Here is a 24,910-nt window from a genome sequence, read left to right as displayed (position 1 = left end):
TTTGTACCCAGGTGGCGAGCCGGCCATGCCAGACTCTGGAGGATGCCGGAGATCGTCGAGCTGCTGGCCTCGCCCGCGCACCGGTTCGAAGGCCGGCCCGCCGACGGTCCCGCGCCCGCGCCGCCCGGTGAGCTGGTCACGGAGGTCACGATCCGGGCCGGGCTCGGCATCGTCGGCGACCGCTACTTCAACCACCCGGCGCACCGCGAGGCCGCGGTGACCGTGATCGCCCGCGAAGGGCTGCCGCCGGGCACCGGGCTCGCGCAGGTCCGCCGCAACATCCTGGTCGCCGGGATCGCCGTGGACGACCTGGTCGGGCGGGTGCTGAGCCTCGACTCGGGCACCGGCCCGGTCCGGCTCGCGGTCCGCCGCCGCGCCAACCCGTGCGCGTGGCTCGACACGACGATCGGCCCGGGCGCCTGGCGGGAGCTGCGCGGCCGGGGCGGGGTGCGCTGCACTCCGCTCGACGACGGCACGCTGCGGGTCGGTCCGGTGGAAGCGCAGATATCCTGACAAAATGGCGGTGATCCTGACGCCGGACCAGCGCGCCCGCGTGTTCGTCAGCTCCACCCTGGACGAGCTGGCGGCGGAGCGGCGGGCCGTGCGGGACGCCGTCGCCAACCTGCGACTCGTACCCGTGATGTTCGAGCTCGGCGCCCGCCCGCACCCGCCACGCGAGGTCTACCGCGCCTACCTCGAACAGAGCCAGATCTTCATCGGCGTGTACGGCGAAAGCTACGGCTGGATCGCGCCGCACGACCGGGTCTCCGGCCTCGAGGACGAGTTCGAGCTGGCCCGGGCCCTGCCCAGGCTGATCTACGTGCAAGAGCCCGCGCCGGCCCGGGACCCCCGGCTGACGGCCATGCTCGACGGGATCCGCCACGAGGCCGCCGTGACCTACCGCCGGTTCGAGACGCCTGCGGAGCTGCGCGACCACGTCGAGCACGACCTCGCCGTGCTGCTCTCGGAGCGGTTCGCCCGACCGCCGGCCGCGCCGCCGTCGGGGCCGGCACCGGAGGCCGGCCGGCTGCCCGCCTACCGGACCGCGCTGATCGGCCGCGACGACGACCTGGCAGCGGTGGCCGGGCTGCTCACGGACCCGGACGTCCGGCTGGTCACGCTGGCGGGCCCCGGTGGCATCGGCAAGACCCGGCTGGCGGTGGCCGCCGCCGAGCGGGTGACGGACGCCTTTCCGGACGGCACGCCGTTCGTCGACCTCTCCGCGGTCACCTCCGCCGACCTGCTGGGCGAGGCGTTGGCCCGCGGGCTCGGCGTGCGCCCCGGCGGCGGGCTCGCCCGCACAGAGGTGGCGACCTGGTTGCGCGCCAAGCGGCTGCTGCTCGTCGTCGACAACTTCGAGCAGCTCGGCGACGAAGCGCCGGTGATCGGCGAGATCCTGCGGGCCGCGCCCGGCGTGACCGCCCTGGTCACCAGCCGGGCGCCGCTGCGGCTGGCCGCCGAGCGGCTCTACGAGGTGCCGCCGCTGTCCGGGCCGCCGGACTCCACCGACCCCGCGACCGTGGCCGCCGGCTCGGCCGCGGTGCGGCTGTTCGTCGACGTGGCCGGCGCGGCGGTGCCCGGTTTCGCGTTGACGGACGCGAACGTCGCCGCCGTCGCCGAGATCGTCCGCCGGCTCGACGGGCTGCCGCTGGCCATCATGCTGGCCGCCGCCAAGGTCCGGCTGCTCTCGCCCGCCGCGATCGTCGAGCGCCTGACCGACCGGTTCGCCCTGCTCACCGGCGGTGCGCGCGACCTGCCCGACCGGCAGCGCACGCTGCGCGACACCATCGCCTGGAGCTACCGCCTGCTCGGGCCCGCGGAGCAGGCGTTGTTCGACCGGCTCGGCGTCTTCGCCGGCGGCTTCGACCTAGACGCGGCCGGCGCGGTCACGGACGGCGACCCGTTGGAGGAGCTGGCGACGCTGGTCGAGTCCGCCCTGGTCAACCAGCAGTCGATGGCGGACGGCACCGCCCGCTTCGGGATGCTCGAAAGCATCCGCGGCTACGCCCTGCAGCGGCTCCGCGAGAGCGAAGTCTGGGTGGCCACGCGCCGGGCCCACGCCGCGCACTACCTCGGGCTGGCCCGGGCCGCGCAACCCCACCTGGACGAGGCCGCCGGACCGATGTGGATGAGCCGGCTGGAGCTCGAGCACGACAACGCCAACACCGCCCTGGACTGGCTCCTGTCGGCGGACCCGGCGGCCGCGCTCGACCTGCTCTGGGTCAGCTGGGTCTTCTGGTGGCGGGGCGGCCACATCGACGAGGTCAACCGGCACCTGGGCGAGATCCTGGGCACGGGCGCGCGGTTGGATCCGCGGCGGACCGGGCTGGCGTTCTTCCTGGCCGGCGGCGGTGCGTTCGCCTCCGGTCAGGTCGACCAGGCCCGCGCGCTGCTGGAGCGCGCGCTGCCGCTGCTGCGGGCGGCCGGTGACGACGGCGATGTGGCGCTCTCGGCCGCCACCCTCGGCCCGTTCGCGCAGGCCCGTGGCGAGCGGGAGCAGGCCGCCCGCTACCTGGCCGAGGCCTTGGAGACCGCCGGCAGGCTGGAGCACCGATGGCAGCTCAGCTACGTGCACAGCCGGCTCGCGCTGCTCGCCGCCGGTGAGGGCCGCCGGCGCGACGCGCAGGGCCACCTGCGGGTCGCGCTCGAGACCTCGGGCGCGGCGCAGGAACACGTCGCCTCGCTGGTCGCCCACTACACCGCGGCGGTCTGCGACCTGGCCTTCGAGGAACCGGTCGCCGCGCATCGGCACCTGCTCGACGGGCTGGCGGTGGCGGCGACGGAACGGGACGAGGCCACCGTCGGCACGTTCCTGGCGGCGATCGCCGAGCTCGAGTGCCGCCACGGGGACCTAGCGCAGGGTGTCCGGCTGGCCGCCGCCGCGGCCGCGTTGCGCACACCCTCCAGCGAGCTGTGGATCCGCGCGTGCGTGGCGCCGTTTCCGGCGATCGAGCTGGACCAGGCGAGGGCTCGGGCCCGGCTGGGCGACGAGGCGTACGAGGCCGCCTGGCGAGCGGGCGAGGCGATCGGCGTGGACCGGGCCATCGCCGAGGCGACCACCTAGCGCTCAGCCGACCGCGCTCCCTCCGCTCGCAGCGAGCGGACGATCGCCCCGGCCGCGCGCCAGCCGCTGGCCAGGGCGCCCTGGATGGACGGGCTGTCGCGGTGGTCCCCGGCCGTGAACAGCCCGTCGCCGAGGGAGACCGGCCGGCGCAGCCGGCCCTGCGGTGGCGGCGCCGCCGGCAGGGCCGCCGGGATCGCGACCGTCTCCAGGTGCGACCACTGCGTGACCGGCACGCCGTAGAGCCGCCCCAGCTCGGTGCGGACCACCGGCTCCGGCGGTGCGGACGGACCGACCACGGAGGTGGCGATCAACGCCTGCCCGGGCGGCGCGTAGCTCGGTGCCGCCGCCGAGACCACGACCGTGTTCGCGACGAGCTCGCGGCGGTCGCCGTCCAGCAGCAGCGTCGGCTCGGCCAGCGGCGGCACCGGGCTGGTGTGGTAGTAGGTGGTCAACCCGTGCATCCGCGGCTCCGGCACGCCCGGCAACAGCGGCGTCACGGCGGCGACCAGCACCGCCCGGCAGCGCACGACCCCGCCGTCCACGAGCGACACCGAGCCGGGCGCGACGGCGCCGACCCGCGCCGAGGTGTGCAGCCGCTCGGCCGGCAGCGGCGCGGCCACCGCCTCGGGCAGCGCCGCCATCCCGGCCGCCGGCACGGCGATCCGGCCGCGAGCGAACGACCGCACGATCATCGCCAGCACGTGGCTGGAGGTCTCCAGCGAGCGGTCGGCCAGCACGCCGGACAGGAACGGCCGGGCCAGCTCCTCGACGAACGCGTGCGAGAGCCCGGCCTGGTGCAGGGCGACCTCCGCGGTGGTCTCCGGCGCGTCCAGCAGCCGGGCCGGCGGCAGCGACGCGTAGCGGGCCACGAGCGCCGCGAAGCGCACCAGGTCGAGGCGGGTGCCGAGCCGGCTGGCCGCGCCCAGCGAGGCGCCGAGGACGCCTGGGCGCAGCGACGCGGCGAGCCGGATCAGGTCGGGCCCGCGCCGGACCAGCACGCCGGGCGTGAAGAAGCGGAGGTCGAGGGCGGCCAGGTCGACCAGGGCGGCCAGCCTCGGGTACGCGGTGTTCAGCACCTGGAAGCCCCGGTCGAGCCGGTAACCGTCGACGAGGTCCGTGGCGACCCGGCCGCCGAGGCGGTCGGCCGACTCCAGCAGCACCCAGTCGAGCCCGGCGCGGTGCAACCGGCGGGCGGCGGCCAACCCGGCCAGGCCACCGCCGACGACGACCACGTCGACCGAGGCGGGCGTGCTGTCAGGCATCGGTCGTGAGCGTAACGGCGCGCGACCGGCCGGCGCACGGTTTCCGTCCGCCGTGGACCCTCGTACCCGAGGATGGGGTGATGCGGATTTCCGGTGCTGTCGCCCTGGTCACCGGCGCGTCGTCGGGCATCGGCCGGGCCACCGCGCTGGCCCTGGCCGCCGAGGGCGCCAACGTCATCGTGCACGGGCGCGACCGGCCGGCGCTGGACGCGCTCGCCGCCCGGCTCGACGGGCACGCGCTGGTCGCCGACCTGGCCGTCGCGGGCGAGGCGGAGCGGCTGGGCGAGGCGGCGCTGGAGCGGGCCGGCCGCGTCGACATCCTCGTCGCGAACGCCGGCGCCGGCTGGGCGGGCCCGTTCGAGGAGATGGCCGACGCCGACCGGGACCGGCTGCTGACGGTCAACCTGGCCGCCCCGATCGCGCTGACCAAGGTGCTGCTGCCCGGCATGCGGGAGCGGGGCGCCGGCTACCTCGCCTATGTGACCTCGATCGCCGGCCGCACCGGGGTCGCGGGCGAGGCCGTCTACGCGGCGACCAAGGCCGGGGTGGACAGTTTCGCCGAGAGCCTGCGGCTGGAGTTGCGCGGCAGCGGTGTCGACGTGGGCGTTCTGGTGCCGGGTGTCGTGCAGACCCGATTCTTCGAGCGCCGCGGGCGCCCGTACGGGCGGCAGCGACCGGCTCCGCTCGACCCCGGCCCGGTCGGGCGGGACCTGGTGGGCCTGATCGCCAGCGGTGGCGCGGAGCTCTACCGGCCCGGGTGGCTGCGGCTCCCGGTCGCGATCCGGGGTACTGTTCCGGGCGCCTACCGGGCCCTGGCCAGCCGTTTCGGCGGCAGTTAAGGGCGGTCGCGGTCGATGCTGTGCGAAGCTCGACTTGGCTGGGTACGCAGAGAGTCGGGTGGCCGAGACGTAGGGAACAAGAGTGGTCTGGGCGGTAGGTTTCGCGCTGCTGGGCGCACTGCTCTTCGGCACCTCGGCCGCTTTGCAACAACATGCGGCCCGCCAGACCGACTACGCACCAGCGCACCCGGGCGAACCCGGCACCCCGCAGCACGTCGTCGTGGTGGTGTCCCTGGTCCGGCTGATCCGGCGCCTGTTCCGCCGCCCGCTCTGGCTGATCGGCTGGTGCGCCAACCTCCTCGGCTTCGGCGCCCAGGCGGCGGCACTGCACTTCGGCTCGGTCGCCCTGGTCCAGCCCCTGCTGGTGACCCAGCTGCTGTTCGCCCTCCCGCTGTCGCTGTCGCTGCGCCACCGGCGGCCCGACTGGCGTGACCTGGTCTCCGCCTCGCTGATCTGCGGCGGGCTGGCGGTGTTCCTGAGCGTGCGCGGTGTCGCGCCGCGGGCCGACGTGGCCAACCGCGGCTGGGCGATCCTCGCCGGCCTGGTCACCGCCGTCGCCGTCGTGGTGATCATCGGCCTGGCCACCGGGCGGCGGCCCGAGATCCACTCGACGATGATCGCGATCGCGGCCGGTCTCTGCTTCGCCTACAGCGCCGTGGCGCTGAGCCTGACCGTCGAGGACCTGCTGCACCGGGGCATCGCGGCGACCGCCGTCGACTGGCCCGGCTACGCGTTGGCGGTTTCGACCCTGACGGGCCTCCTGCTCGAACAAGGTGCCTTCGCGGCGGGTTCACTGCCTCCGGCCGTCGCCGCGATGAACATCACCAATCCGATCGCCAGCTACCTGATCGGCATCTTTGCGTTCAACGTCACACTTCCCGACAGTGCGACGCAGCTCACAGCCTTGGCCATCGCTGCCGTGTTGATATCGGCAGGAGCGATCGGTCTGGCGCACTCACCGAGCGTCCGGGCCGACCGGGACGAGGAATACGGGGTGCAGGCTGGCCGGCCACCCGGCCCCCCGCGACCCCAGACGAGCCACTGAACCGGCTGAAGCGCGCGTTTCGGCCCGGAAACGGGGGCGGCGACGCAACCTGGAAGTGTGCACCTGAGAAAGGGGCCCGAGCCGGCCGCGTGGGGCAGCCCGGACGGCACGGCGGGCGTGCGCGCCGAACGGCCCAGGCCCGGCCTGATGCGCGAAGCTGTCCTGCTGCTCGCGGTGGTGGTGCTCTACACGGCCATCTCCCGCGGCGGTGGCCTGAACCGCGAGGGCATCGCCCTGGCGCACGGCCGCGACCTGCTCGACCTCGAGCGTGTCCTGCGCATCGACGTGGAACGGTCGCTGAACGCCTGGCTCTCTCCGCAGAGCGTGCTCTCGGTGCTGGCCAACTACGAGTACGCGTTCGCGTACGTCGCCTCCTCGTTCGGCCTGCTGATCATCCTGTATCTCATCCGTTCCCCGTGGTACCGCTGGGCGCGCAGCGCGTTCGTGATGATCAACCTGATCGGCATCTCGATCTTCGCGATCTACCCGACGGCGCCGCCGCGGCTGCTGCCGGGCGAGGGTTTCGTCGACACGGTCACCGCGGGCCAGACGTTCGGGTCGTGGGGCTCGCCGCTGACCGCCGACGCCAACCACCTGGCGGCCATGCCGTCTCTGCACGTGGCATGGGCGGTCTGGGTGACCATCGTGGTCAGCTCGATCTTCGCCGGGCGCTGGTGGGTCAAGGCGATCTGCCTGCTGTACGTGGGCCTCACGACGACCGTCATCATGGCGACCGCCAACCACTACGTGCTCGACGCGGTCGCCGGCGCCCTGGTCACGCTGGTCTCGGTCGGCCTGGTCACGCTGGTCATGGACAAGCCGAACGCGAAACGGCCGCGGCTCGCCCCGGCCGACGCGTTCTTCCTGCACGCGGAGACCGCCAGCGGCGACGCACAGCACGCGGGCGGCGTGGTCGTCCTGCGCGACCAGCGCACCGGCCCGGAGTTCCGGGCGGACCTGAGGGCCCGGTTCGAGGCCCAGCTCGACCGGATGCCACGGTTCCGACACCGGGTGGCGGAGGGTTCGTTCTGGCGCCGGCCGCGCTGGGAGCGGGCGGACGTCGACTGGGACTGGCACCTGCCGGTCACGGACCTGAGCCGGCCCGACGGGACTCCGGGCGGTCCGGCCGCGCTGGCGGAGTTCGTCGCCGGCCTGCAGCGCGCACGCCTGCCCCGGGACCGTCCATTGTGGCGGTGCCACACGCTCACCGGCGTCACGGCCGGTGAGATCGTCGTCGTGCTGACCGTGCACCGCGCGGTCGCCGACGGGCTGTCGCCGCTGGTCCCGCTGCTTGACCCGCCGCCCGAACCCAGGGCGACGGACCTGCCCCGGCTCGGCATGTTCCGGCGCGCCCGCGCCGTGCTGACCGGCCTCGCGCAGCTCGCCCGGGACGGCCGGGCACCGCACCGGCTGCCCACCGGCACACCGCGCGACCGCGACTACGCCCTGGCCCGGGTGCCCACGTCGATCGTGCGGGAGGCGGCCAAGGCGTACGGCGTGGGAGTCGACGACCTGCTGCGGGCGGCGGTGGCCGGAGCGCTCAAGCGGGAGGTGCCGGCGGCGGCGGACGTACGCGTCAACGTGCCATTGACCATGCCCTCCCCCACCGCGGCCCGCGCGGTGACCGCAGCCACCCTGGTCGACCTCCCGCTCGGCCCGGACGACGAGGTCGAGCGGCTGCGGGAGGTCGTGCGCCGCGGCGAGCGCCTGCGGACCGGCACCCGCGCACGGGCCGGCCGGTTCCTGGTGGGCACCGCGAGCGGAGCGCTGCCGCCGCCGGCACAGCGGTGGTTTGCCAAGGTCGTTTACGGGAAGCGCTTCTTCGAGGGCATCGTCGCCACGATGGCCGGGCCCACCGGCGCCTACCGGCTGGCCGGCGGGGCCGTGCACTGGGCGCACCCCGTCGTGCCACTCGCACCGGGTGCGCCGCTGGCGGTCGGCGTCATCGGCTGGGACCGGTGCCTCGACATCGGGGTCAGCGCCGACCCGGCGCTGGGCACGGACGCCCACCGCCTCGCCGTCGCGATGATGGCGGTCATCGACGAGTTGTCACGCCGGTCGGGCGCGCCGGACGCGCGCCCACGGAGCAGATCAAGCGAGGAATTTGGACAGTTCTGGCCTGTTTTCCGCGAAGAAGGCATACCTGTCCGTAAAGATGTGAGGTAACCGGCGCACCAGACCCACGGGCCGGCGATGCGAGTCCGATCTATGGCGATCGCCGCGAGTGGCCTGGGCACCGCGGACGAAGGGGGCAGCACCAAAAGATGGGCTCGATACAGGGGGAGCAATCGAGCGAGGTGACGGCCGTCATGGTCGTCGAGTCCAACCCGGACGCGCCGCGACCGGGCAGCATTGCGGACATGACCTCCCTCCCTGACCCGGCGGGCACCGACGACGCGTACCTGCGCGCCAAGGAGCAAGCCGAGAACTTCCCGGTGGCACTGCGGATCCTGCCGCGCCGTCACCGGGCGCACCTGCTCGCCGTGTACGACGTGGCCCGGGTGATCGACGACCTGGGCGACCGCGGCCACGGTGACCGCCGGCCCGCACTGCGGGCGTTCGACGAGGACATCGACGCCCTCTTCGGCGGTGGCACCCCGCGCCATCCCGTGCTCCAGCGGCTGCGCCCCACCGTGCTCGCCTGCGACCTGTCCGCCGACCCGTTCCACGACCTGGTCGCCGCCAACCTGCTCGACCAGGACAAGGCCGCCTACGGCACCTACGACGAACTGGTCGGCTACTGCCGGCTGTCGGCGGACCCGGTCGGCCGGATCGTCCTGCGCGTGTTCGGTGCGACCGAGCCACACCTCGAAGACCTGTCGGACCGGATCTGCACCGCGCTGCAGATCGTCGAGCACTGCCAGGACGTCGCCGAGGACCGCCGCAACGGCCGGATCTACCTGCCGCTGGAGGACCTCGACCGGTTCGGCGTGCGACCCACCGACCTGGACGCACCGCGGGCCAGCCCCGCCGTGCGGCGGCTGGTCGAGTTCGAGGCCGAGCGGGCCGGCACCCTGCTCGACGACGGCCTGCCGCTGCTGCGGCTGCTGCGCGGCTGGGCCCGGCTCGCGGTCACCGGCTACGTCGCCGGCGGCCGGGCCACCCTCTACGCGCTGCGCAACGCCGAGTGGGACGTGCTAACCCGGACGCCACGCCCGAAGAAGCGCGACGTCGTCGCGCAGGCGCTCGCCGCGACGCTCGGCCAGGGGGTGATGTCCCGGTGACCGTGGACACGCTGACCAGCGCGTACGAGACCTGCGAGGCGATCACCCGCAGCGAGGCGCGCAACTTCTACTACGGCATCCGGCTGCTGCCCCCGGCCAAACGCACCAGCCTCTGCGCCGTCTACGCGCTGGCCCGCCGGATCGACGACATCGGCGACGGCGACCTCGCCCCGGCCGACAAGACGACCGCGCTGGCCGGGCTCAAGACGGAACTGTCCGACATCGACCGCAGCAGCGACCCCGTGCTGCTCGCCGTCGCGGACACGGCCCGGCGCTACCCACTGCCGGTCGACGCGTTCGGCGAGCTGGTCGACGGCGTGCAGATGGACCTCGACGGCACCCGCTACGACACGTTCGACCAGCTCGTCGGCTACTGCCGGTGCGTGGCCGGCTCGGTCGGTCGGCTGTGCCTCGGCGTGTTCGGCTCGCGGGCGGACCCGCGCGCGAGCGAGTACGCGGACGCGCTCGGCATCGCCCTGCAGCAGGTCAACATCCTGCGCGACATCCGCGAGGACCTCACCAACAACCGGGTCTACCTGCCCGCCGAGGACCTGCACCGGTTCGGCGTGCGGCTGGCGCTGGACGCGCAGGGCAACCTGGTCGACCGCGACGGCGGCCTGGCCCGCTACATCGCGTTCGCGGCCGAGCGCGCCCGCCTCTGGTACGAGCGCGGCCTGCGCCTGCTGCCCCTGCTCGACCGCCGCAGCGCCGCGTGCGCGGCGGCCATGTCGGGCATCTACCGGCGGCTGCTCGAACAGATCGCCGCCAACCCGCGGCTCGTCTACGACCGCAGGCTGTCGCTGACCGGCTGGCAGAAGGCGACGGTGGCCGTGCGGGCGATGGCGGGTGTCTCATGACCCGCGCCGACGTTGCGGTGGTCGGTGGCGGGCTCGCCGGCATCACCGCCGCGCTGCGGTTGGCCGACGCGGGCCGGCGGGTGACGCTCGTCGAGAGCAAGCCCTGGCTCGGCGGGTTGACGCACTCGTTCCGGCGGGACGAGCTCGACGTCGACAACGGCCAGCACGTGTTCCTGCGCTGCTGCACCGCCTACCGGGGGCTGCTCGACCGGCTCGGTGTCACCGACAAGACGCACCTGCAGGACCGCCTCGACATCGCGGTCCGGCAGCCCGGCGTGGGCTCCGCGCGGCTGCGCCGCAACGGCCTGCCGGCGCCGCTGCACCTGGGTGGCGCGCTGCTCGGCTACCGGCTGCTCAACCCGCTGCAGCGGGTCAGGTTCACCAAGGCGGCGCTGGCGATGAAGGCGCTGGACCGCACCGACCCGGCGCTCGACGAGCGTGGCTTCGGCGACTGGCTGCGCGAGCAGGGGCAGGACGCGCAGACCGTGCGGGCGATGTGGGACCTGGTCGGGCTGGCCACGCTCAACGTGCCCGCCGACGATGCCTCGCTGGCCCTGGCCGCGATGGTGTTCCAGGTCGGGCTGCTGACCGACAACGGCGCGGCCGACATCGGCTGGTCGCTGGTCCCGCTGCGGGAGCTGCACGGCGACGCGGCGACGCGGGCGCTGGCCGACGCCGGCGTGACCGTGCACACCGGCACCCGGGTCGACGCGCTGCGCCGCGGCAAGAAGGGCTTCGCGCTGCGCCTGCGCGACACCGACGAACTGGCCGCCGGCCAGGTCGTGCTGGCGGTGCCGCCGCCGGCAGTCGCGCGGCTCGTGCCCGACCTCGGCACCGACCCGGCGGGCCTCGGCAGCTCGCCGATCGTCAACGTGCACGTCGTGCTCGACCGGCCGGTGCTGACCGAGCCGTTCGTGGCCGGCGTCGGCACCCCGATCCAATGGGTGTTCGACCGCACCGAGTCGTCGGGCCTGGCGGCGCGCCGGCCCGGGCAGCAATATCTGGCGGTCTCCTTGTCGGCGGCCGGCGAGCTGGTCGACCTGACCGTGGCCCAGCTGCGTGAGCTGCTCTTCCCCGACCTGGTCGGGCTGTTCCCCGGCTTCGGTGAGGCCGAGGTGGTCGACTTCTTCGTCACCCGCGAGCGCACCGCGACGTTCCGTGCCGCGCCCGGTTCGCAGCGGCTGCGGCCGGCCGCGACCACCGCCGTCCAGGATCTTTTCCTGGCCGGGGCATGGACTGACACGGGTTGGCCGGCCACTATGGAGGGTGCCGTGCGTAGCGGCGACACCGCCGCCGACGCTGCCCTGCGCGCATCCACCGTGGACAAAAGGGCCGGGCGCCCCGCCGCCGCCGGCCCGCAGAGGCGTCAGGGGGTGCCGGCATGACACAGACGCTGCCCGCGCTGGAGCGCAGTCGCGAGCATCTGCTCCCCGCGTTGCGGGCGGCGATCGCCCGCCTCGACCCGGCCAGCCGGTTGGCCGCTTCCTACCATCTCGGCTGGTGCGCGCCCGACGGCACGCCCGCCGAGGGCAACGGCGGCAAGGCGATCCGGCCGGCCCTGGCGCTGCTCTCCGCCGAAGCCGTGGGCGCGCCGGCCCGGGTGGGGCTGCCCGGCGCGGTCGCGGTCGAGCTCGTGCACAACTTCTCGCTGCTGCACGACGACCTGATGGACGGCGACGTGGAGCGCCGGCACCGGCGCACGGTGTGGGCGATCTGGGGCGGCGACACCGCGATCCTGACCGGCGACGCGCTGCTCGCGCTCGCGCACGAGGTGGTGCTGGAGGCCGGCACGCCGGCCGCGGCCCGCGCGGGCCTGCTGCTCGCCGCGACGACCCGCGAGCTGACCCGCGGCCAGGTGCAGGACGTGGCGTTCGAGAACCGCGACGACGTGACGCTCGACGAGTGCATCGACATGGCCAGCGGCAAGACCGGGTCGCTGCTCGCGGCCAGCGCGTCGATCGGCGCCGTGCTGGCCGGGGCGCCCGAACCCGTGCAGACCGCGCTCAAGACGTTCGGCGCGCAGGTCGGGCTGGCATTCCAGCTCGTCGACGACGTGCTGGGCATCTGGGGCGACCCGGCGGTGACCGGCAAGCCGGTCTTCTCCGATCTCCGCTCGCGCAAGAAGACCCTGCCGGTCAGCTACACGCTGGGCGACCCGCGGCACGGCCCGGAGCTGTCCGCCTGGCTGGCCGCGCCCGGCGACCCCGACGACGCGGCCCTGCGCCGGGCCGCCGACCTGGTCGAGCTCGCCGGGGGCAAGGAGTGGGCGCTCTCCGAGGCGCGGGAACGCATGGCGCTCGCCGAGAAGGCGGTGTCCACCGTCGACATCGACGAGGAAGCACGGACGGAACTGATGGCCCTGGGGAGGTTCATCGTGGACCGGGACTCATGAGCGAGCGAAGCGAGCGCAGTCGGCTCAGCAACCTGTTGTCAGTCCATGCGGAGCGAAGCGAGGCATGGACATGACAACGATTGCTACTGGCCAGCGGCAGCTCGACCAGCCGCCGCGGTCCGTCGCCGAGGCGTTGACCGCCGCCGTCGGCCACCTGCGGGTCCGGCAGGACCCGGCCGGCTGGTGGAAGGGCGAGCTCGCCACCAACGTCACGATGGACGCCGAGGACCTGCTGTTGCGGCAGTTCCTGGGCATCCGTGGCGACCAGGAGACCGAGGAAGCCGCCCGGTGGATCCGGTCACAGCAGCGCGACGACGGCACCTGGGCCAACTTCTACGGCGGCCCGGGCGACCTGTCGACGACCGTCGAGGCGTACGTCGTGCTCAAGCTGGCCGGCGACCGGCCCGACGAGCCGCACATGGTGCGCGCCCGCACGTTCATCCTGGAGATGGGCGGCCTGGAGCGCACCCGCGTGTTCACCCGGATCTGGATGGCCCTGTTCGGCCTCTGGTCGTGGGACGACCTGCCCGAGCTGCCACCAGAGATGATCTTCCTGCCGCGCTGGTTCCCGCTCAACGTGTACGACTGGGCGTGCTGGGCCCGGCAGACCGTGGTGCCGCTGACCATCGTCGGCAGCCTGCGACCCGTACGCCCGATGCCGATCGGGATCGACGAGTTGCGCACCGGCGCGAAGCCGGCCGCGTCAGCGCCACTGTGGACCTGGACCGGGTTCTTCCAGCGCACCGACCGCCTGCTCAAGCTCTACGGCCGGCACGCGGTGCGGCCCATCCGCGAGTTGGCCCAGCGGCGGGGCGCCGAGTGGATCCTCGCCCGCCAGGAGTCCGACGGCTCGTGGGGCGGCATCCAGCCGCCGTGGGTCTACTCGCTGCTCGCCCTGCACCTGCTCGGCTACCCGCTGGACCACCCGGCGCTGCGCGCCGCCTTCGCCGGCCTGGACGCGTTCACGATCCGCGAGGAGACCGAGGCGGGCTGGGTGCGCCGGCTCGAGGCCTGCCAGTCGCCGGTCTGGGACACGGCGCTGGCGCTGGTCGCCATGCTCGACGCGGGCGTGCCGGTCACGGACGAGGCGGTCCGGCGGGCCACCCGCTGGCTGCTCGCCGAGGAGGTCGCGGTGCGCGGCGACTGGGCGGTGCGCCGGCCCGGTCTGGCGCCCGGCGGGTGGGCCTTCGAGTTCGCCAACGACCTCTACCCCGACATCGACGACACCGCCGAGATCGTGCTCGCGCTGCGCCGGGTCGCTGCCGGGCTGCCGGCCGACGACCCGCTGCGGGCCGAGATCGAGGGCGCGGTCACCCGGGGTGTCGGGTGGACGGTGGGCATGCAGTCGGGCGACGGCGGCTGGGGCGCCTTCGACGCCGACAACACCAGCACGCTCGCCAACAAGCTGCCGTTCTGCGACTTCGGCGAGGTGATCGACCCGCCGTCGGCCGACGTCACCGCGCACGTCGTGGAGATGCTCGCCTACGAGGGGCGCACCGGCGACCCGGCCACCCAGCGCGGCATCACCTGGCTGCTGCGCAACCAGGAGTCCGACGGCTCGTGGTTCGGCCGCTGGGGCGCCAACTACGTCTACGGCACCGGCGCGGCCGTGCCGGCGCTCGTGGAGGCGGGTGTCGACGCCGGCGCGCCGGCCATCCGGGCGGCCGTGCACTGGCTGGTCGCGCACCAGAACCCGGACGGGGGCTGGGGCGAGGACCTGCGCTCCTACGACGACCCGCAGAACTGGGCCGGCAAGGGCGCGTCGACCCCGTCGCAGACCGCCTGGGCGCTGCTCGCGCTGCTGGCCGCCGGCGAGACCGACCACCCGGCGACCCGGGCCGGCATCGACCACCTGATCAGCACCCAGCGCGCCGACGGCTGCTGGGACGAGGACCACTTCACCGGCACCGGCTTCCCGGGCGACTTCTACATCAACTACCACCTCTACCGGCTGGTCTTCCCGATCACGGCGCTGGGCCGCTACCTGAAAGTCACACCGTGACCGGACCCCGCCGGCACGCGCCGGTCATCTGTGTCGCGCTGGGCGTGGAGCGCCGGACGCTGCGCGCCGCGCGCACGGCCGTCCTGCGGGTCGGCATGGGTCCGCGCCGGGCGGCCACGACGTTCCGCGCGTCCGGCGGGCTCGGCGGGCGGCCGGTGCTGGTGGCCGGCGTCGGCGGTGGTCTCGGCGCCGACGTGCGCCCGGGCGACGTGGTGGTGGCCACCGAGGTACGCGGCCCGGACGGCAGCGTCCGGCAGTGCCCGTCGGCCCCGCTGCTCGCCGCCGAACTGCGCCGGTTCGGCCTCGTGACCCATCTCGGCCCGATCGCCTCGGAGCGCCGGGTGGCCGGCCGGGCGGCCCGCGCGCGGCTGGCCGCCACGGGCGCGCTGGCCGTCGACACCGAGTCGATCTGGCTGGCGCCCACCGAGGCGCCGTACGCCGTGGTCCGGGTCGTCGTCGACACCGCCGACGCACCGCTGCTGCGGCCGGGCACCGCCGCCCGCGGGCTGCGGGCCCTGCGCACGCTGCGCCGGGCCGCACCCGCCTTGGACGCCTGGGCGGTCGCCACCGGCCCCCGCGAGGTGCGGTTGGCCAACCCGCGCTCGTTCTGCGCCGGCGTCGAGCGGGCGATCGACGTGGTCGACCGGGCGCTGGACCGGTTCGGTGCCCCGGTCTACGTGCGCCGGCAGATCGTGCACAACACCCACGTGGTCCGCGACCTCGAGGGCCGGGGAGCGGTCTTCGTCGAGGAGGTCGACGAGGTGCCGCCGGGCAGCGTGCTGGTGTTCGCCGCACACGGCGTCTCCCCCGCCGTGCGGGCCGAGGCGGAGGCGCGCGGCCTGCGAGTCGTCGACGCCACCTGCCCGCTGGTCACCAAGGTGCACACCGAGGTGCGCCGGCACAGCGCCCGCGAGGCCACCGTCTTCCTGATCGGGCACGCCGACCACGAGGAGGTCGAGGGCACGCTCGGCGAGGCCCCGGCCGACGTGGTGGTCGTCGAGGACGCCGCCGCGGCCGCCCGGGTGGTGGCCCGGGACGCCGGCAACGTCGCGTACGCGATGCAGACGACGCTCGCCGTCGACGAGGCGACCGCGATCGCCGACGTCCTGCGTGAGCGCTTCCCGACCATCCAGGCCCCGAAGAGCGACGACATCTGCTACGCCACCACCAACCGCCAGCGCGCGGTCCGCGACATCGCCGAGGGCTGCGACCTGATGCTGGTCGTCGGCTCGACGAACTCCTCGAACTCGCTGCGCCTGGTCGAGGTCGCCCAGCGGGAAGGCGTGCCCGCCCGGCTCGTCGACCACGCTGCCGACGTACACCTGTCCATGCTCGCCGGGGTGCGCCGCATCGGCGTCACCGCCGGCGCGTCCGCGCCGCCCACCCTGGTCGACGAACTGGTCGACTGCCTCGGCGGACTCGGACCCCTCTCCGTGGTGGAGCCGGCCACGGATCCGGAAGTCCTGCGTTTCACATTGCCCAAGGAGGTGAGCTGAACGATGGCCATGCCCTTCAGGCAGTCCGTTCGGCTGGGCCGGTACCTGTTGAAGCAGAAGCTGCTCCGCAGGGAGAAGTTCCCACTGCTCGTCGAGCTCGAACCGCTGTTCGCGTGCAACCTGAAGTGCGCCGGCTGCGGCAAGATCGAACAACCCGCGGCGCTGCTCAAGAAGCGGATGCCGGTCGAGCAGGCGGTCGCCGCGATCGAGGAGAGCGGCGCGCCGATGGTCTCGATCGCCGGCGGCGAACCGCTGATGCACAAGCAGATCGACGAGATCGTCCGCCAGCTGCTGGCCCGCAACAAGATCGTCTTCTTGTGCACCAACGCGCTGCTGATGCCCAAGCACCTCCACAAGTTCAAGCCGCACCGCAACTTCGCCTGGATGGTGCACGTCGACGGGCTCAAGGAGCGCCACGACCTGTCGGTCAGCCACGAGGGCGGCTTCGAGGGCGCGATCGAGGCCATCAAGATGGCCAAGGCCGCGGGCTTCCGGGTGATGACCAACACGACGTTCTTCAACACCGACACGCCGCAGACCGTCATCGGCGTCCTCGACTACCTCAACAACGTGGTCGAGGTCGACAACATGCAGATCTCGCCGGCGTACGCGTACCAGAAGGCGCCCGACCAGGAGCACTGGCTCGGCGTCAGCGAGACGCGGGAGCTGTTCGCCAAGGCGTTCGCCAACGGCCGCCGCAAGAAGTGGCGGCTCAACCACTCGCCGGTCTTCCTGGACTTCCTCGAGGGCAAGCGGGACCTGGAGTGCACGGCGTGGGGCATCCCGTCCTACTCGCTGCTCGGCTGGCAGCGCCCGTGCTACCTGCTGGACGACAGCTACGCGGCCACCTACAAGGAGCTCATCGAGGAGACCGACTGGAACGCCTTCGGCCGGGGCAAGGACCCGCGCTGCGCCAACTGCATGGCGCACTGTGGCTACGAGCCGACGGCGGTGATCGCCACCCTGGGATCGCTCAAGGAGACGATGCGGGCGGCCGTCGGGCGGTGATTTCGATGGCCTTGCTGGAGCGCATCCACTGTCCCGGCGACCTGCGGGCGCTGCCGGAGTCGGCGCTGCCCGACCTGGCCTCGGAGATCCGCGCGCGGCTGATCGACTCGGTCACGCAGACGGGTGGCCATCTCGGGCCCAACCTCGGCGTGGTCGAGCTGACCATCGCGCTGCACCGGGTGTTCGACTCGCCGCACGACGCGCTCGTGTGGGACACCGGGCACCAGGCGTACGTGCACAAGATGCTCACCGGCCGCTGGGCCGCACTCGACAGCCTGCGCCAGGAGGGCGGGCTGTCCGGCTACCCGTCGCGGTCCGAGAGCGCGCACGACATCGTCGAGAACTCGCACGCCTCCACGGCGCTGTCCTATGCCGACGGGCTGGCGAAGGCGTTCGCCATCGGTGGCCGGCCCGACCGCGCGGTCGTCGCGGTGGTCGGTGACGGGTCGCTGACCGGCGGCATGGCGTGGGAGGCGCTCAACAACATCGCCGCCGCGCCGGAACGGCCGATCGTGGTGGTGCTCAACGACAACGGCCGGTCGTACGCGCCCACCGCGGGCGCGGTCGGACGGCACCTGGCGGCGCTGCGGGACGGGCCGGCGGCGTCGGTCTTCGAGCAGCTCGGGCTGGCCTACCTGGGCCCGGTCGACGGGCACGACGCGGCGGCGGTCGAGGTCGCGCTGCGCAAGGCGCGCTCGCTGGGCACGCCGGTCGTGGTGCACTGCCTGACCCGCAAGGGCCTCGGCCACGCGCCGGCCGAGCAGGACGAGGCCGACCGGATGCACACGGTGGGGCCGGCCGGGCCGTCGTCGGGCAAGCGGAGCTGGACCTCGGTGTTCGGTGCGGAGATGGTGGCACTGGGCGCCGCGCGGCCCGACGTGGTGGCGATCAGCGCGGCCATGCTCGGGCCGACGGGGCTGCAGGCGTTCGCGGACGCGTACCCGTCGCGGGCGTTCGACGTCGGCATCGCCGAGCAGCACGCGGTCACCTCGGCGGCCGGGCTGGCCACCGGCGGCCTGCATCCGGTGGTCTGCGTCTACTCGACGTTCCTCAACCGGGCGCTCGACCAGGTGCTGATGGACGTCGCGCTGCACCGGCTGCCGGTCACGTTCGTGCTCGACCGGGCCGGGGTCACCGGCAGCGACGGGCCGTCCCACCACGGCATGTGGGACCTGTCGCTGCTCGGGATGGTGCCCGGGATGCGGGTGGCCGCGCCGCGCGACGGCGACCAGCTCAAGCTGCTGCTGCGGGAGGCGGTCGACCACCACGGGCCGGCGGCGCTGCGGTTCCCCAAGGCGGACGTCGGGCCGGCGCTCGCCGCGGTCGGGCAGCTAGGTACCGCCGACGTGCTCCGGTGGGGTCCGGGCCTCGGCGGGCAGCGGGGAGCGACGGCGCCGGGTGGCGTCTGGCGGGGGCAGAGCGCCGGCGAGGTGCCCGCGTCGGGGGTCGCTCCGGCGGCCGGGTCGGCGCCGGAGGGCGTACTCGTGCTGGCGATCGGTCCGCTCGGTGCCGCGGCGCTGGCGGCGGCCGAGCGACTGGCGGTCCCGGTGACCGTGGCGGACCCGCGCTGGCTGCTGCCCGTGGACCCGGAGCTGGTCGCGGCCGCGGCGGCGTACCGGCTGGTGGTCACGGTCGAGGACAACGGCGCGCACGGCGGCTACGGCGACGCGGTGTCGCGGGCGCTGCGCAAGGCCGGATCCGGGGTGCCGGTGCGCTCGCTGGCGCTGCCGCAGCGGTTCCTGGCGCACGGCTCGCGCAGCGCGATCTTGAAGGCACGTGGGCTGGACTCGGAGAGCATCGCGGCCGCGGTGCGGCGGGAGCTGCCGCTGGCGTGAGGAGGATGGCTCCCCCGTTTGGACTCGAACCAAAAACCTGCCGGTTAACAGCCGGCTGCTCTGCCAATTGAGCTACGGGGGATCGTTTGCTTCGCCGGTTTCCCGGCTCTGCGCGACCGGTACGAGAGTACAGGATGCACGCAGTTTCGGGGGCATCGGGTGGGGGTACGACACGCTCTGCCACCCGGTTCGCGGTCGTTCCGCCCCGGCGGGCGTGAAATCAGGGCAAATTAGTCAGATAGTGCTTCCGGCGCATGCGTCGGCTGCACGATGGGTAGGTAACCGGGGACAGTAACGCAGCCGAGCACGCGGAACAGCGCGTCCGGCGACACGGAAGGAGCCGCAATGCGCGGAAAGCTTTGGTTCATCGGCGGACTCGCCGCCGGCTTCGTCCTGGGCGCTCGCGCGGGCCGGGAGAAGTACGAGGAGATCGTCCAGCAGGCCCGCAAGGTGATGGACAATCCCACGGTCCAGGAGGCCAAGGGCACTGCCCAGGCCCAGGCGAACCGCCTGATGTCCGAGGGCAAGGACCGGCTGAGCCACTCGAAGCTCGGCGAGAAGATGAGCTCCGGCACCCATGATCACAACCACGCCGGCACGAACGGGCTCACCTCGTCGACGACGTCGTCGTCCTCGGCGGCACCGACCAAGCCCATGCCCTGATCATGGGATTGGGCACACAGGCCCCTCGCCGACGCGGCGGGGGGCCTGTCGCGCGCCCGCTACGATGCGCGGATGGCGGCGTGTCCCGAGCCGACCGTGCCGCGCGTCGGCCACGGTCTCTCCGGGGCAACCCCGGGGGCGTGTCACCTACCTGAGCACCACACCGCAGGTGCGCCAGCACGCTTCGCGAGCCTCTGCACCCGCACGACCGGGCATCGTCGGGACACGCCGCTGTGACCGACGCCCGCGGGCTGGCAGTGGCGCTCGCCGACGCCTTCCTGGCGGACGGTGAATGGCGGCGCCCGGCGCTGGCCGATCGCGGCGGTCAGGTCCTCGGTGTGCGCAGGCGCTGGCTCGTGCCTGTCGCCGACGCCGTCGTCACGGCGTACCCCCGCCGCCCGAGCGACCGGCCCCGGGAGCTGGCGGCCTTCGTCTCCGGACTTGGGCCATTGCGCGAGGCGGTCCGGCGCGCGGCGACGCCGATCGTCGTCCGGTCCCGTCCGGTCGTCGCGACCCGCACCGTGTCACATCGCTGGTCGACCCCCGTCGTGGACGACCTCGGCGGGCTCGCCGCGGTGCTCGGACTGACCATCGAACAGCTCGACTGGTACGCCGACCGCCGGTTGCTGAATCGGCGCGCGGCCGACGATCGCCTGCGGCATTACCGGTCCCGCTGGGTCGGCGGGCGGCTGATCGAGGCGCCCAAGCCTCGGCTGCGCGCGTTGCAGCGGCGGCTGCTGACCGAGGTCCTCGGTCCCGTCCCGGTGCACGGCGCGGCGCACGGCTTCGTGCCGGCACGTTCCGCGGCGACGTTCGCGGCGGCGCACGCGGGGCGGCCCGTCGTGGTTCGCGTCGATCTGCTCGCGTTCTTCGCCACGATCGGCGCCGGACGGGTCTACGGGCTGTTGCGCACGGCCGGCTATCCGGAGCCCGTCGCCCACGCGTTGACCGGGCTCTGCACGATCCGCACCCCCGCGAGTGTGTTGCGGCTGGCTCCGCACGACCTCGTGGACCGGCCGGTGCGGCTGGCGGCGCTGCGGGCCGGCCATCTGCCGCAGGGTGCGCCGACGTCGCCGGCCCTGGCCAACCTGTGCGCGTTCCGGCTCGACCGGCGGTTGTCCGGGTTGGCCGGCGCGTTCGGCCTGACCTACGGCCGGTACGCGGACGACCTCGCGTTCTCCGGGGAGCTGCCGGGGCGGCGCCTCGACGACCTGCTGGTCGCGGTGGCGGAGGTGGTCCGGGCCGAGGGGTTCCGGGTGCATCCGGCGAAGACCCGGGTGCGCCGGCGCGGGGACCGGCAGGTGCTCGCCGGCCTCGTGGTCAACGAGCGGCCCCTGGTCCCCCGGGAGGAGTACGACCGGCTGCGGGCGATCCTGCACAATGCCGCGCTGACCGGTCTGGCGGCACAGAACCGGACGGGACACCCCGCTTTCGCCGAGCACCTCGCGGGTCGCATCGCCTGGGTCGGTCAGGGCAGCCCGCATCGCGCCGCGAAGCTCGCCGCCCTGTTGGACGCGGCCCTGTCAACCGATCCGCGCTGACGCGGAAGGTCCCGCACCGCGCGCGGTGCGGGACCTTCCTCACACGGTCAGTCCTTGCTGGAGAAGGCCGCGTCGAAGGCCGCGCTCGGTGCGTCGAAGGCGAGGCGGCGGACGAACTCGAGCGCCTCGGGAGCGCCGACGAGACGGTCCATGCCGGCGTCCTCCCACTCGATCGAGATCGGGCCGTCGTACCCGATCGCGTTGAGCGCCCGGAAGCTGTCCTCCCACGGGACGTCGCCGTGGCCGGTCGAGACGAAGTCCCAGCCGCGCCGCAGGTCGGCCCAGGGCAGGTGCGAGCTGAGCCGGCCGCGGCGGCCGTCGCCCGTGCGTACCTTCGCGTCCTTGCAGTCGACGTGGTAGATCCGGTCCTGGAAGTCGAAGATGAAGTTCACCGGGTCGAGCTCCTGCCACACGAAGTGCGACGGGTCCCAGTTGAGGCCGAAGGCCGGCCGGTGGTCGATCGCCTCGAGGGTGCGCTTGGTGGTCCAGTAGTCGTACGCGATCTCGCTGGGGTGCACCTCGTGCGCGAACCGGACGCCCACCTCGTCGAACACGTCGAGGATCGGGTTGAACCGGTTGGCGAAGTCCTCGTACCCCTTGTCGATCATGCTCGCCGGCACGGGCGGGAACATCGCCACGGTGTGCCAGATCGAGCTGCCGGTGAAACCGACGACCGTGTTGACGCCCAGCTTGGCGGCCGCGCGGGCGGTGTCCTTGATCTCCTCGGCGGCCCGCTGGCGGACGCCCTCGGGCTCCCCGTCGCCCCAGATGCGGGCGGGCAGGATGTCCTGGTGGCGCGCGTCGATCGGGTGGTCGCAGACCGCCTGGCCGACCAGGTGGTTGGAGATCGCGAAGACCTGCAGGTTGTACTTGGCCAGGGTCTCGCGCTTGCGGTCGACGTAGCCGTCCTCGTTGAGCGCCTTGTCGACCTCGAAGTGGTCGCCCCAGCAGGCGATCTCGAGCCCGTCATAGCCCCACTCGGAGGCCAGCCGGCACATCTCCTCGAACGGCAGGTCGGCCCACTGGCCGGTGAAGAGCGTGATGGGTCGCGCCATTTGTCCTTCTTCTCCCTGTGAGTGGCCCGGGATCCTGTGTGGTGGACAGGCGCGAGGAGACCGTCCGGCGGTCACGTGCTTGGCGGTTCGGCCGGCCGGGCTGCTAGACGAGCCCGTTCGACCGGGCGGGTTGCGCCTCCCGCCCGGTTGCCGGCCGCTGCCGCGGCTGCGGAACTCACTCTAGATCGGTGTTCTCCTTCGAGGGAAGGGGTGTGTCCGGGGCGGGCTGCTGGGTAATGCAGTCCGCGATGGACGACGAGGGCACGCGGCTGGACGGCCGCTACCGGCTGGAGCGTCGCATCGCGGTCGGCGGTGCGGCGGAGGTGTGGCGCGGCCGCGACGAGACGCTGGGGCGCACGGTCGCGGTGAAGGTGATCCTCACCGACGGCGGCGCGTCGCTCGTCCGGGCCGAAGCCCGCGCCGTGGCCGCCCTGGCCCACCCGAACATCGCCGAGGTCTTCGACGTCGGCGTCTGGAAGACGCCGCAGGGCCCATCGCTGCCGTACCTCGTGATGGAGTTCGCCGACGGTCGCACGCTGGCGCAGCACCTGCGCACCGGCCCGCTGGACTGGCGGATCGGGGTGCGGGTCTGCGCGGAGGTGAGCGCGGGCCTGGCCGCGGCACACGTGGCCGACCTGGTCCACCGCGACGTGAAACCGGCGAACGTCATCCTGACGCCCTATGGCGCGAAGGTCCTGGACTTCGGCATCTCGGTGACGGCGGGCAGCTCGGACCGGCTGGCCGACGGCACGATCCTGGGCACGCCCGCGTTCATGGCCCCGGAACGCTTCCACGGCGCACCCGCGGCCCCGGCGACCGACATGTACGCCCTCGGCGTGCTCCTGTTCCTCTGCCTCGCGGGCCGCCTGCCGTTCCCGCCACCACCACGCTCGGGCGACCTGATCGCGCCCCCCTCGGTTGCGGGGCTGCCGCCGCTGCCGCCCATCAAGGACCTGCCGGACGAGGTCGCCGAGGTCTGCCTGTCCTGCCTGGACCCGAACCCGGACGCCCGCCCGACGAGCTTCGCGGCGGCCCTGCTGCTGGCGGAGGCGGTGGACGCCCGGGTGCACCTGCCGCCCCTCGCCGACCCGGTGCCGGAGGACCCTGTCCCACCCTGGACGGACACGGCGGCCGAGGCATCCACCGACATCGGCCACACCCTCCCGGACGGCGCCGGCGTCATCGTGGGCCGCCACCGCGCGTGACCTCTAGGGCCTAGCCGCCGGTCGGCAGGTGGGCGGCCGTGCGGGTCTCGATCAGGTCGACGGCGCGGACGGCACCGTCATGCTCGCGGATCTCTGCGCCCAGTCTGGTGGCGGCGGCGCGGTGCGGGCCGTCGGCGAGCAGGGCGGTGACCGCGTCCCGGATGGCCGCCGGGCGGGCGCTCTTCCTGATCGACCGGCCGACACCGAGCCGGGTCACCGCGGCGCCGATCGCCGGCTGGTCCATCAGGGGATGCATAGGCAGGATCAGCAGGGGTACGCCGTGCGACAGCGCCCGCGCGGTCGTGCTGTGCCCACCGTGGCCGATCACCAGGGCGGCCCCGGGCATCAGCGCGCCGTGGTCGGCCCAGCGGTGGACGGTGGCGTTGGCGGGCGCCCGCAGCCCGGCGGGGTCGATCGCGGGACCGGTGGTGACGACCACGTCCGCCGGCAGGCCGTCAAGGCCGTCGAGGATGGACTCGAGCGCCCGCTCCTGCCCGGGAAACCGGGTGGTGCTGAGACTGACCAGCACACGCGGCGGCTCGACCCGGGCCGGCCGGGGCGCGACCGGGTCCTGCCAGACGACGCCGACGTGCCGAACCCCGGCCGGGAAGCTTGCCCCCGGCGGCTCGAACTCGGCCCGCACGGTGACGAGACTCAACGCCGGCGACTCCAGCACGGGCCGCATCCGGACGCCACGCATCCGCATTATCGCGCCGACCGGCCCACGCGCCTCGGCGGCGAAGAAGCTCCAGAGGGTATGCACGAGCGATACGGTCGGAATGCCGGAACGGCGAACGATCTCGAGCGCACCGAGCAGCAGACAGTCGACGACCACGACGTCGGTCGGCGCGGCCTTGGCCAACCGCAGGGCGTCGGCACCGATCCCCCGGTCGGCGAAGACGGCGGTCATCTCCCGCAGCCCGGACAAGGTGCTCCGCGGCGCGGCGGAGTCATAGGCCAACCCGTCACGCACGGCCTCGAATCCGAACCCGGCCGCCTCGACCACCCGCCGCTGCGGCTCGTGACCGAGAAACCGCGCGGTCCCACCCCGCCGAACGATCTCGCGCGCGATGCCGAGCGCGGGCGGCAGATTCCCGCCGGCGTCGACGGTGACGAAGAGCGCGTCCATCTTGTTCACGACCTCCTGAGAATCGCGGTCAAGGGCGCAGGCCGCGACGGCGGCCCGCACCGCCGAGCACCGGTGGCGAGGGACCTCCGGCGTCGAAGATTGCCGAGAGGCGCGCCCGCTTGTTCACGCCGCCGCGAAAGTCGCGCCGACCTGGTCACAACGCCGCGACATCGCATCGAGCAAGGGCCGGTCTCAACAGCGAAGCCAAGACCGCGGACCGCGCCCACGCCGGAAACCGCGCCCCCTCGGTCACGAACCGGCGAAAATCGCGACGGCCAGGCCCGAGCCTCAAC

The 24,910-nt window shown here is 73.7% G+C and carries 19 protein-coding genes, 1 tRNA gene and 1 pseudogene; 17 read left to right on the top strand and 4 right to left on the bottom strand.

The window, feature by feature from the left end:
• Window positions 1-42: 42 nt before the first annotated feature.
• Both Air01nite_RS26780 and Air01nite_RS26775 read left to right on the top strand, forming a co-directional pair.
• On the top strand, window positions 43-513 hold the full coding sequence (locus Air01nite_RS26780; RefSeq protein ID WP_203706082.1) for a molybdenum cofactor biosysynthesis protein: 471 nt from the start codon (window positions 43-45) through the stop codon (window positions 511-513).
• 4 nt (window positions 514-517) lie between these two features.
• Window positions 518-3,064: an ATP-binding protein gene (locus Air01nite_RS26775; RefSeq protein WP_203706081.1), complete on the top strand. Its 2,547-nt coding sequence runs from the start codon at window positions 518-520 to the stop codon at window positions 3,062-3,064.
• On the opposite strand, the gene Air01nite_RS26770 is transcribed toward Air01nite_RS26775, so the two are convergent.
• Window positions 3,061-4,326: an NAD(P)/FAD-dependent oxidoreductase gene (locus Air01nite_RS26770; RefSeq protein WP_203706080.1), complete on the bottom strand. Its 1,266-nt coding sequence runs from the start codon at window positions 4,324-4,326 to the stop codon at window positions 3,061-3,063. The two genes, Air01nite_RS26775 and Air01nite_RS26770, sit on opposite strands and share 4 nt — an antisense overlap.
• 80 nt (window positions 4,327-4,406) lie before the next feature.
• Here Air01nite_RS26770 and Air01nite_RS26765 point away from each other — a divergent pair, with 80 nt between their 5' ends.
• The 12 genes and pseudogenes from Air01nite_RS26765 to Air01nite_RS26715 all read left to right on the top strand — a co-directional run bounded on the left by Air01nite_RS26765 (window position 4,407) and on the right by Air01nite_RS26715 (window position 19,024).
• Window positions 4,407-5,165 (top strand): SDR family NAD(P)-dependent oxidoreductase, encoded by a 759-nt coding sequence (locus Air01nite_RS26765; RefSeq protein WP_203706079.1) that lies wholly within the window; start codon window positions 4,407-4,409, stop codon window positions 5,163-5,165.
• A gap of 82 nt (window positions 5,166-5,247) precedes the next feature.
• Complete coding sequence (locus Air01nite_RS26760; RefSeq protein ID WP_203706078.1) at window positions 5,248-6,210, top strand: DMT family transporter; 963 nt, start codon at window positions 5,248-5,250, stop codon at window positions 6,208-6,210.
• Window positions 6,211-6,267: 57 nt separating this feature from the next.
• Window positions 6,268-8,376, top strand: coding sequence for a bifunctional phosphatase PAP2/O-acyltransferase family protein (locus tag Air01nite_RS26755; RefSeq protein ID WP_203706077.1), 2,109 nt, complete (start codon window positions 6,268-6,270; stop codon window positions 8,374-8,376).
• A 194-nt stretch (window positions 8,377-8,570) separates the two neighbouring features.
• On the top strand, window positions 8,571-9,434 hold the full coding sequence (gene hpnC / locus Air01nite_RS26750; RefSeq protein WP_203706076.1) for a squalene synthase HpnC: 864 nt from the start codon (window positions 8,571-8,573) through the stop codon (window positions 9,432-9,434).
• On the top strand, window positions 9,431-10,291 hold the full coding sequence (gene hpnD / locus Air01nite_RS26745; RefSeq protein WP_203706075.1) for a presqualene diphosphate synthase HpnD: 861 nt from the start codon (window positions 9,431-9,433) through the stop codon (window positions 10,289-10,291). The genes hpnC and hpnD overlap by 4 nt, the downstream gene beginning before the upstream one ends.
• Entirely contained in the window at window positions 10,288-11,676 is a 1,389-nt protein-coding gene (gene hpnE, locus Air01nite_RS26740) for a hydroxysqualene dehydroxylase HpnE (protein ID WP_203706074.1), read from the top strand. The genes hpnD and hpnE overlap by 4 nt, the downstream gene beginning before the upstream one ends.
• The gene (locus Air01nite_RS26735; protein ID WP_203706073.1) at window positions 11,673-12,683 is read left to right on the top strand and encodes a polyprenyl synthetase family protein; all 1,011 of its coding nucleotides are present in this window, start codon (window positions 11,673-11,675) and stop codon (window positions 12,681-12,683) included. The genes hpnE and Air01nite_RS26735 overlap by 4 nt, the downstream gene beginning before the upstream one ends.
• Window positions 12,684-12,753: 70 nt before the next feature.
• A complete protein-coding gene (gene shc, locus Air01nite_RS26730; protein ID WP_203706072.1) occupies window positions 12,754-14,685 on the top strand; it encodes a squalene--hopene cyclase in 1,932 nt (643 codons plus the stop codon).
• A pseudogene (locus Air01nite_RS42060) lies at window positions 14,682-15,146 on the top strand (phosphorylase family protein); the annotation flags it as partial. The gene shc and the pseudogene Air01nite_RS42060, both read left to right, overlap by 4 nt.
• Window positions 15,147-15,230: 84 nt before the next feature.
• Window positions 15,231-16,181, top strand: coding sequence for a 4-hydroxy-3-methylbut-2-enyl diphosphate reductase (gene ispH, locus Air01nite_RS42055; protein ID WP_444541817.1), 951 nt, complete (start codon window positions 15,231-15,233; stop codon window positions 16,179-16,181).
• Window positions 16,182-16,184: 3 nt separating this feature from the next.
• Complete coding sequence (hpnH, locus tag Air01nite_RS26720) at window positions 16,185-17,189, top strand: adenosyl-hopene transferase HpnH (protein ID WP_203706070.1); 1,005 nt, start codon at window positions 16,185-16,187, stop codon at window positions 17,187-17,189.
• A gap of 5 nt (window positions 17,190-17,194) precedes the next feature.
• Window positions 17,195-19,024 (top strand): 1-deoxy-D-xylulose-5-phosphate synthase, encoded by a 1,830-nt coding sequence (locus tag Air01nite_RS26715; protein ID WP_203706069.1) that lies wholly within the window; start codon window positions 17,195-17,197, stop codon window positions 19,022-19,024.
• A gap of 6 nt (window positions 19,025-19,030) precedes the next feature.
• On the opposite strand, the gene Air01nite_RS26710 is transcribed toward Air01nite_RS26715, so the two are convergent.
• Window positions 19,031-19,106: transfer RNA gene (locus tag Air01nite_RS26710), tRNA-Asn, on the bottom strand.
• Between the two features lie 263 nt (window positions 19,107-19,369).
• Here Air01nite_RS26710 and Air01nite_RS26705 point away from each other — a divergent pair.
• Together Air01nite_RS26705 and Air01nite_RS26700 are read left to right on the top strand one after the other, a co-directional pair.
• On the top strand, window positions 19,370-19,687 hold the full coding sequence (locus tag Air01nite_RS26705; RefSeq protein WP_203706068.1) for a hypothetical protein: 318 nt from the start codon (window positions 19,370-19,372) through the stop codon (window positions 19,685-19,687).
• Between the two features lie 233 nt (window positions 19,688-19,920).
• Entirely contained in the window at window positions 19,921-21,228 is a 1,308-nt protein-coding gene (locus Air01nite_RS26700; protein ID WP_203706067.1) for a reverse transcriptase family protein, read from the top strand.
• Between the two features lie 47 nt (window positions 21,229-21,275).
• Here the strand turns inward: Air01nite_RS26700 and Air01nite_RS26695 are convergent, their stop codons facing one another.
• Window positions 21,276-22,283 carry a sugar phosphate isomerase/epimerase family protein gene (locus tag Air01nite_RS26695; protein WP_203706066.1) on the bottom strand — a complete coding sequence of 336 codons (1,008 nt, stop codon included), beginning with the start codon at window positions 22,281-22,283 and terminating at the stop codon, window positions 21,276-21,278.
• 248 nt (window positions 22,284-22,531) lie between these two features.
• Between Air01nite_RS26695 and Air01nite_RS26690 the strand changes: the two genes are divergently transcribed.
• Entirely contained in the window at window positions 22,532-23,488 is a 957-nt protein-coding gene (locus Air01nite_RS26690; protein ID WP_203706065.1) for a serine/threonine-protein kinase, read from the top strand.
• 10 nt (window positions 23,489-23,498) lie between these two features.
• Here the strand turns inward: Air01nite_RS26690 and Air01nite_RS26685 are convergent, their stop codons facing one another.
• Window positions 23,499-24,617, bottom strand: a complete 1,119-nt coding sequence (locus tag Air01nite_RS26685) for a glycosyltransferase (RefSeq protein ID WP_239090995.1) — start codon at window positions 24,615-24,617, stop codon at window positions 23,499-23,501.
• Window positions 24,618-24,910 lie beyond the last annotated feature (293 nt).

It is taken from the genome of Asanoa iriomotensis, from assembly GCF_016862515.1.
GTDB classification, from domain to species: Bacteria; Actinomycetota; Actinomycetes; order Mycobacteriales; family Micromonosporaceae; genus Asanoa; species Asanoa iriomotensis.
Note: the sequence above shows the minus strand (reverse complement) of the source record. Positions and strands in the feature narration are given on the sequence as shown.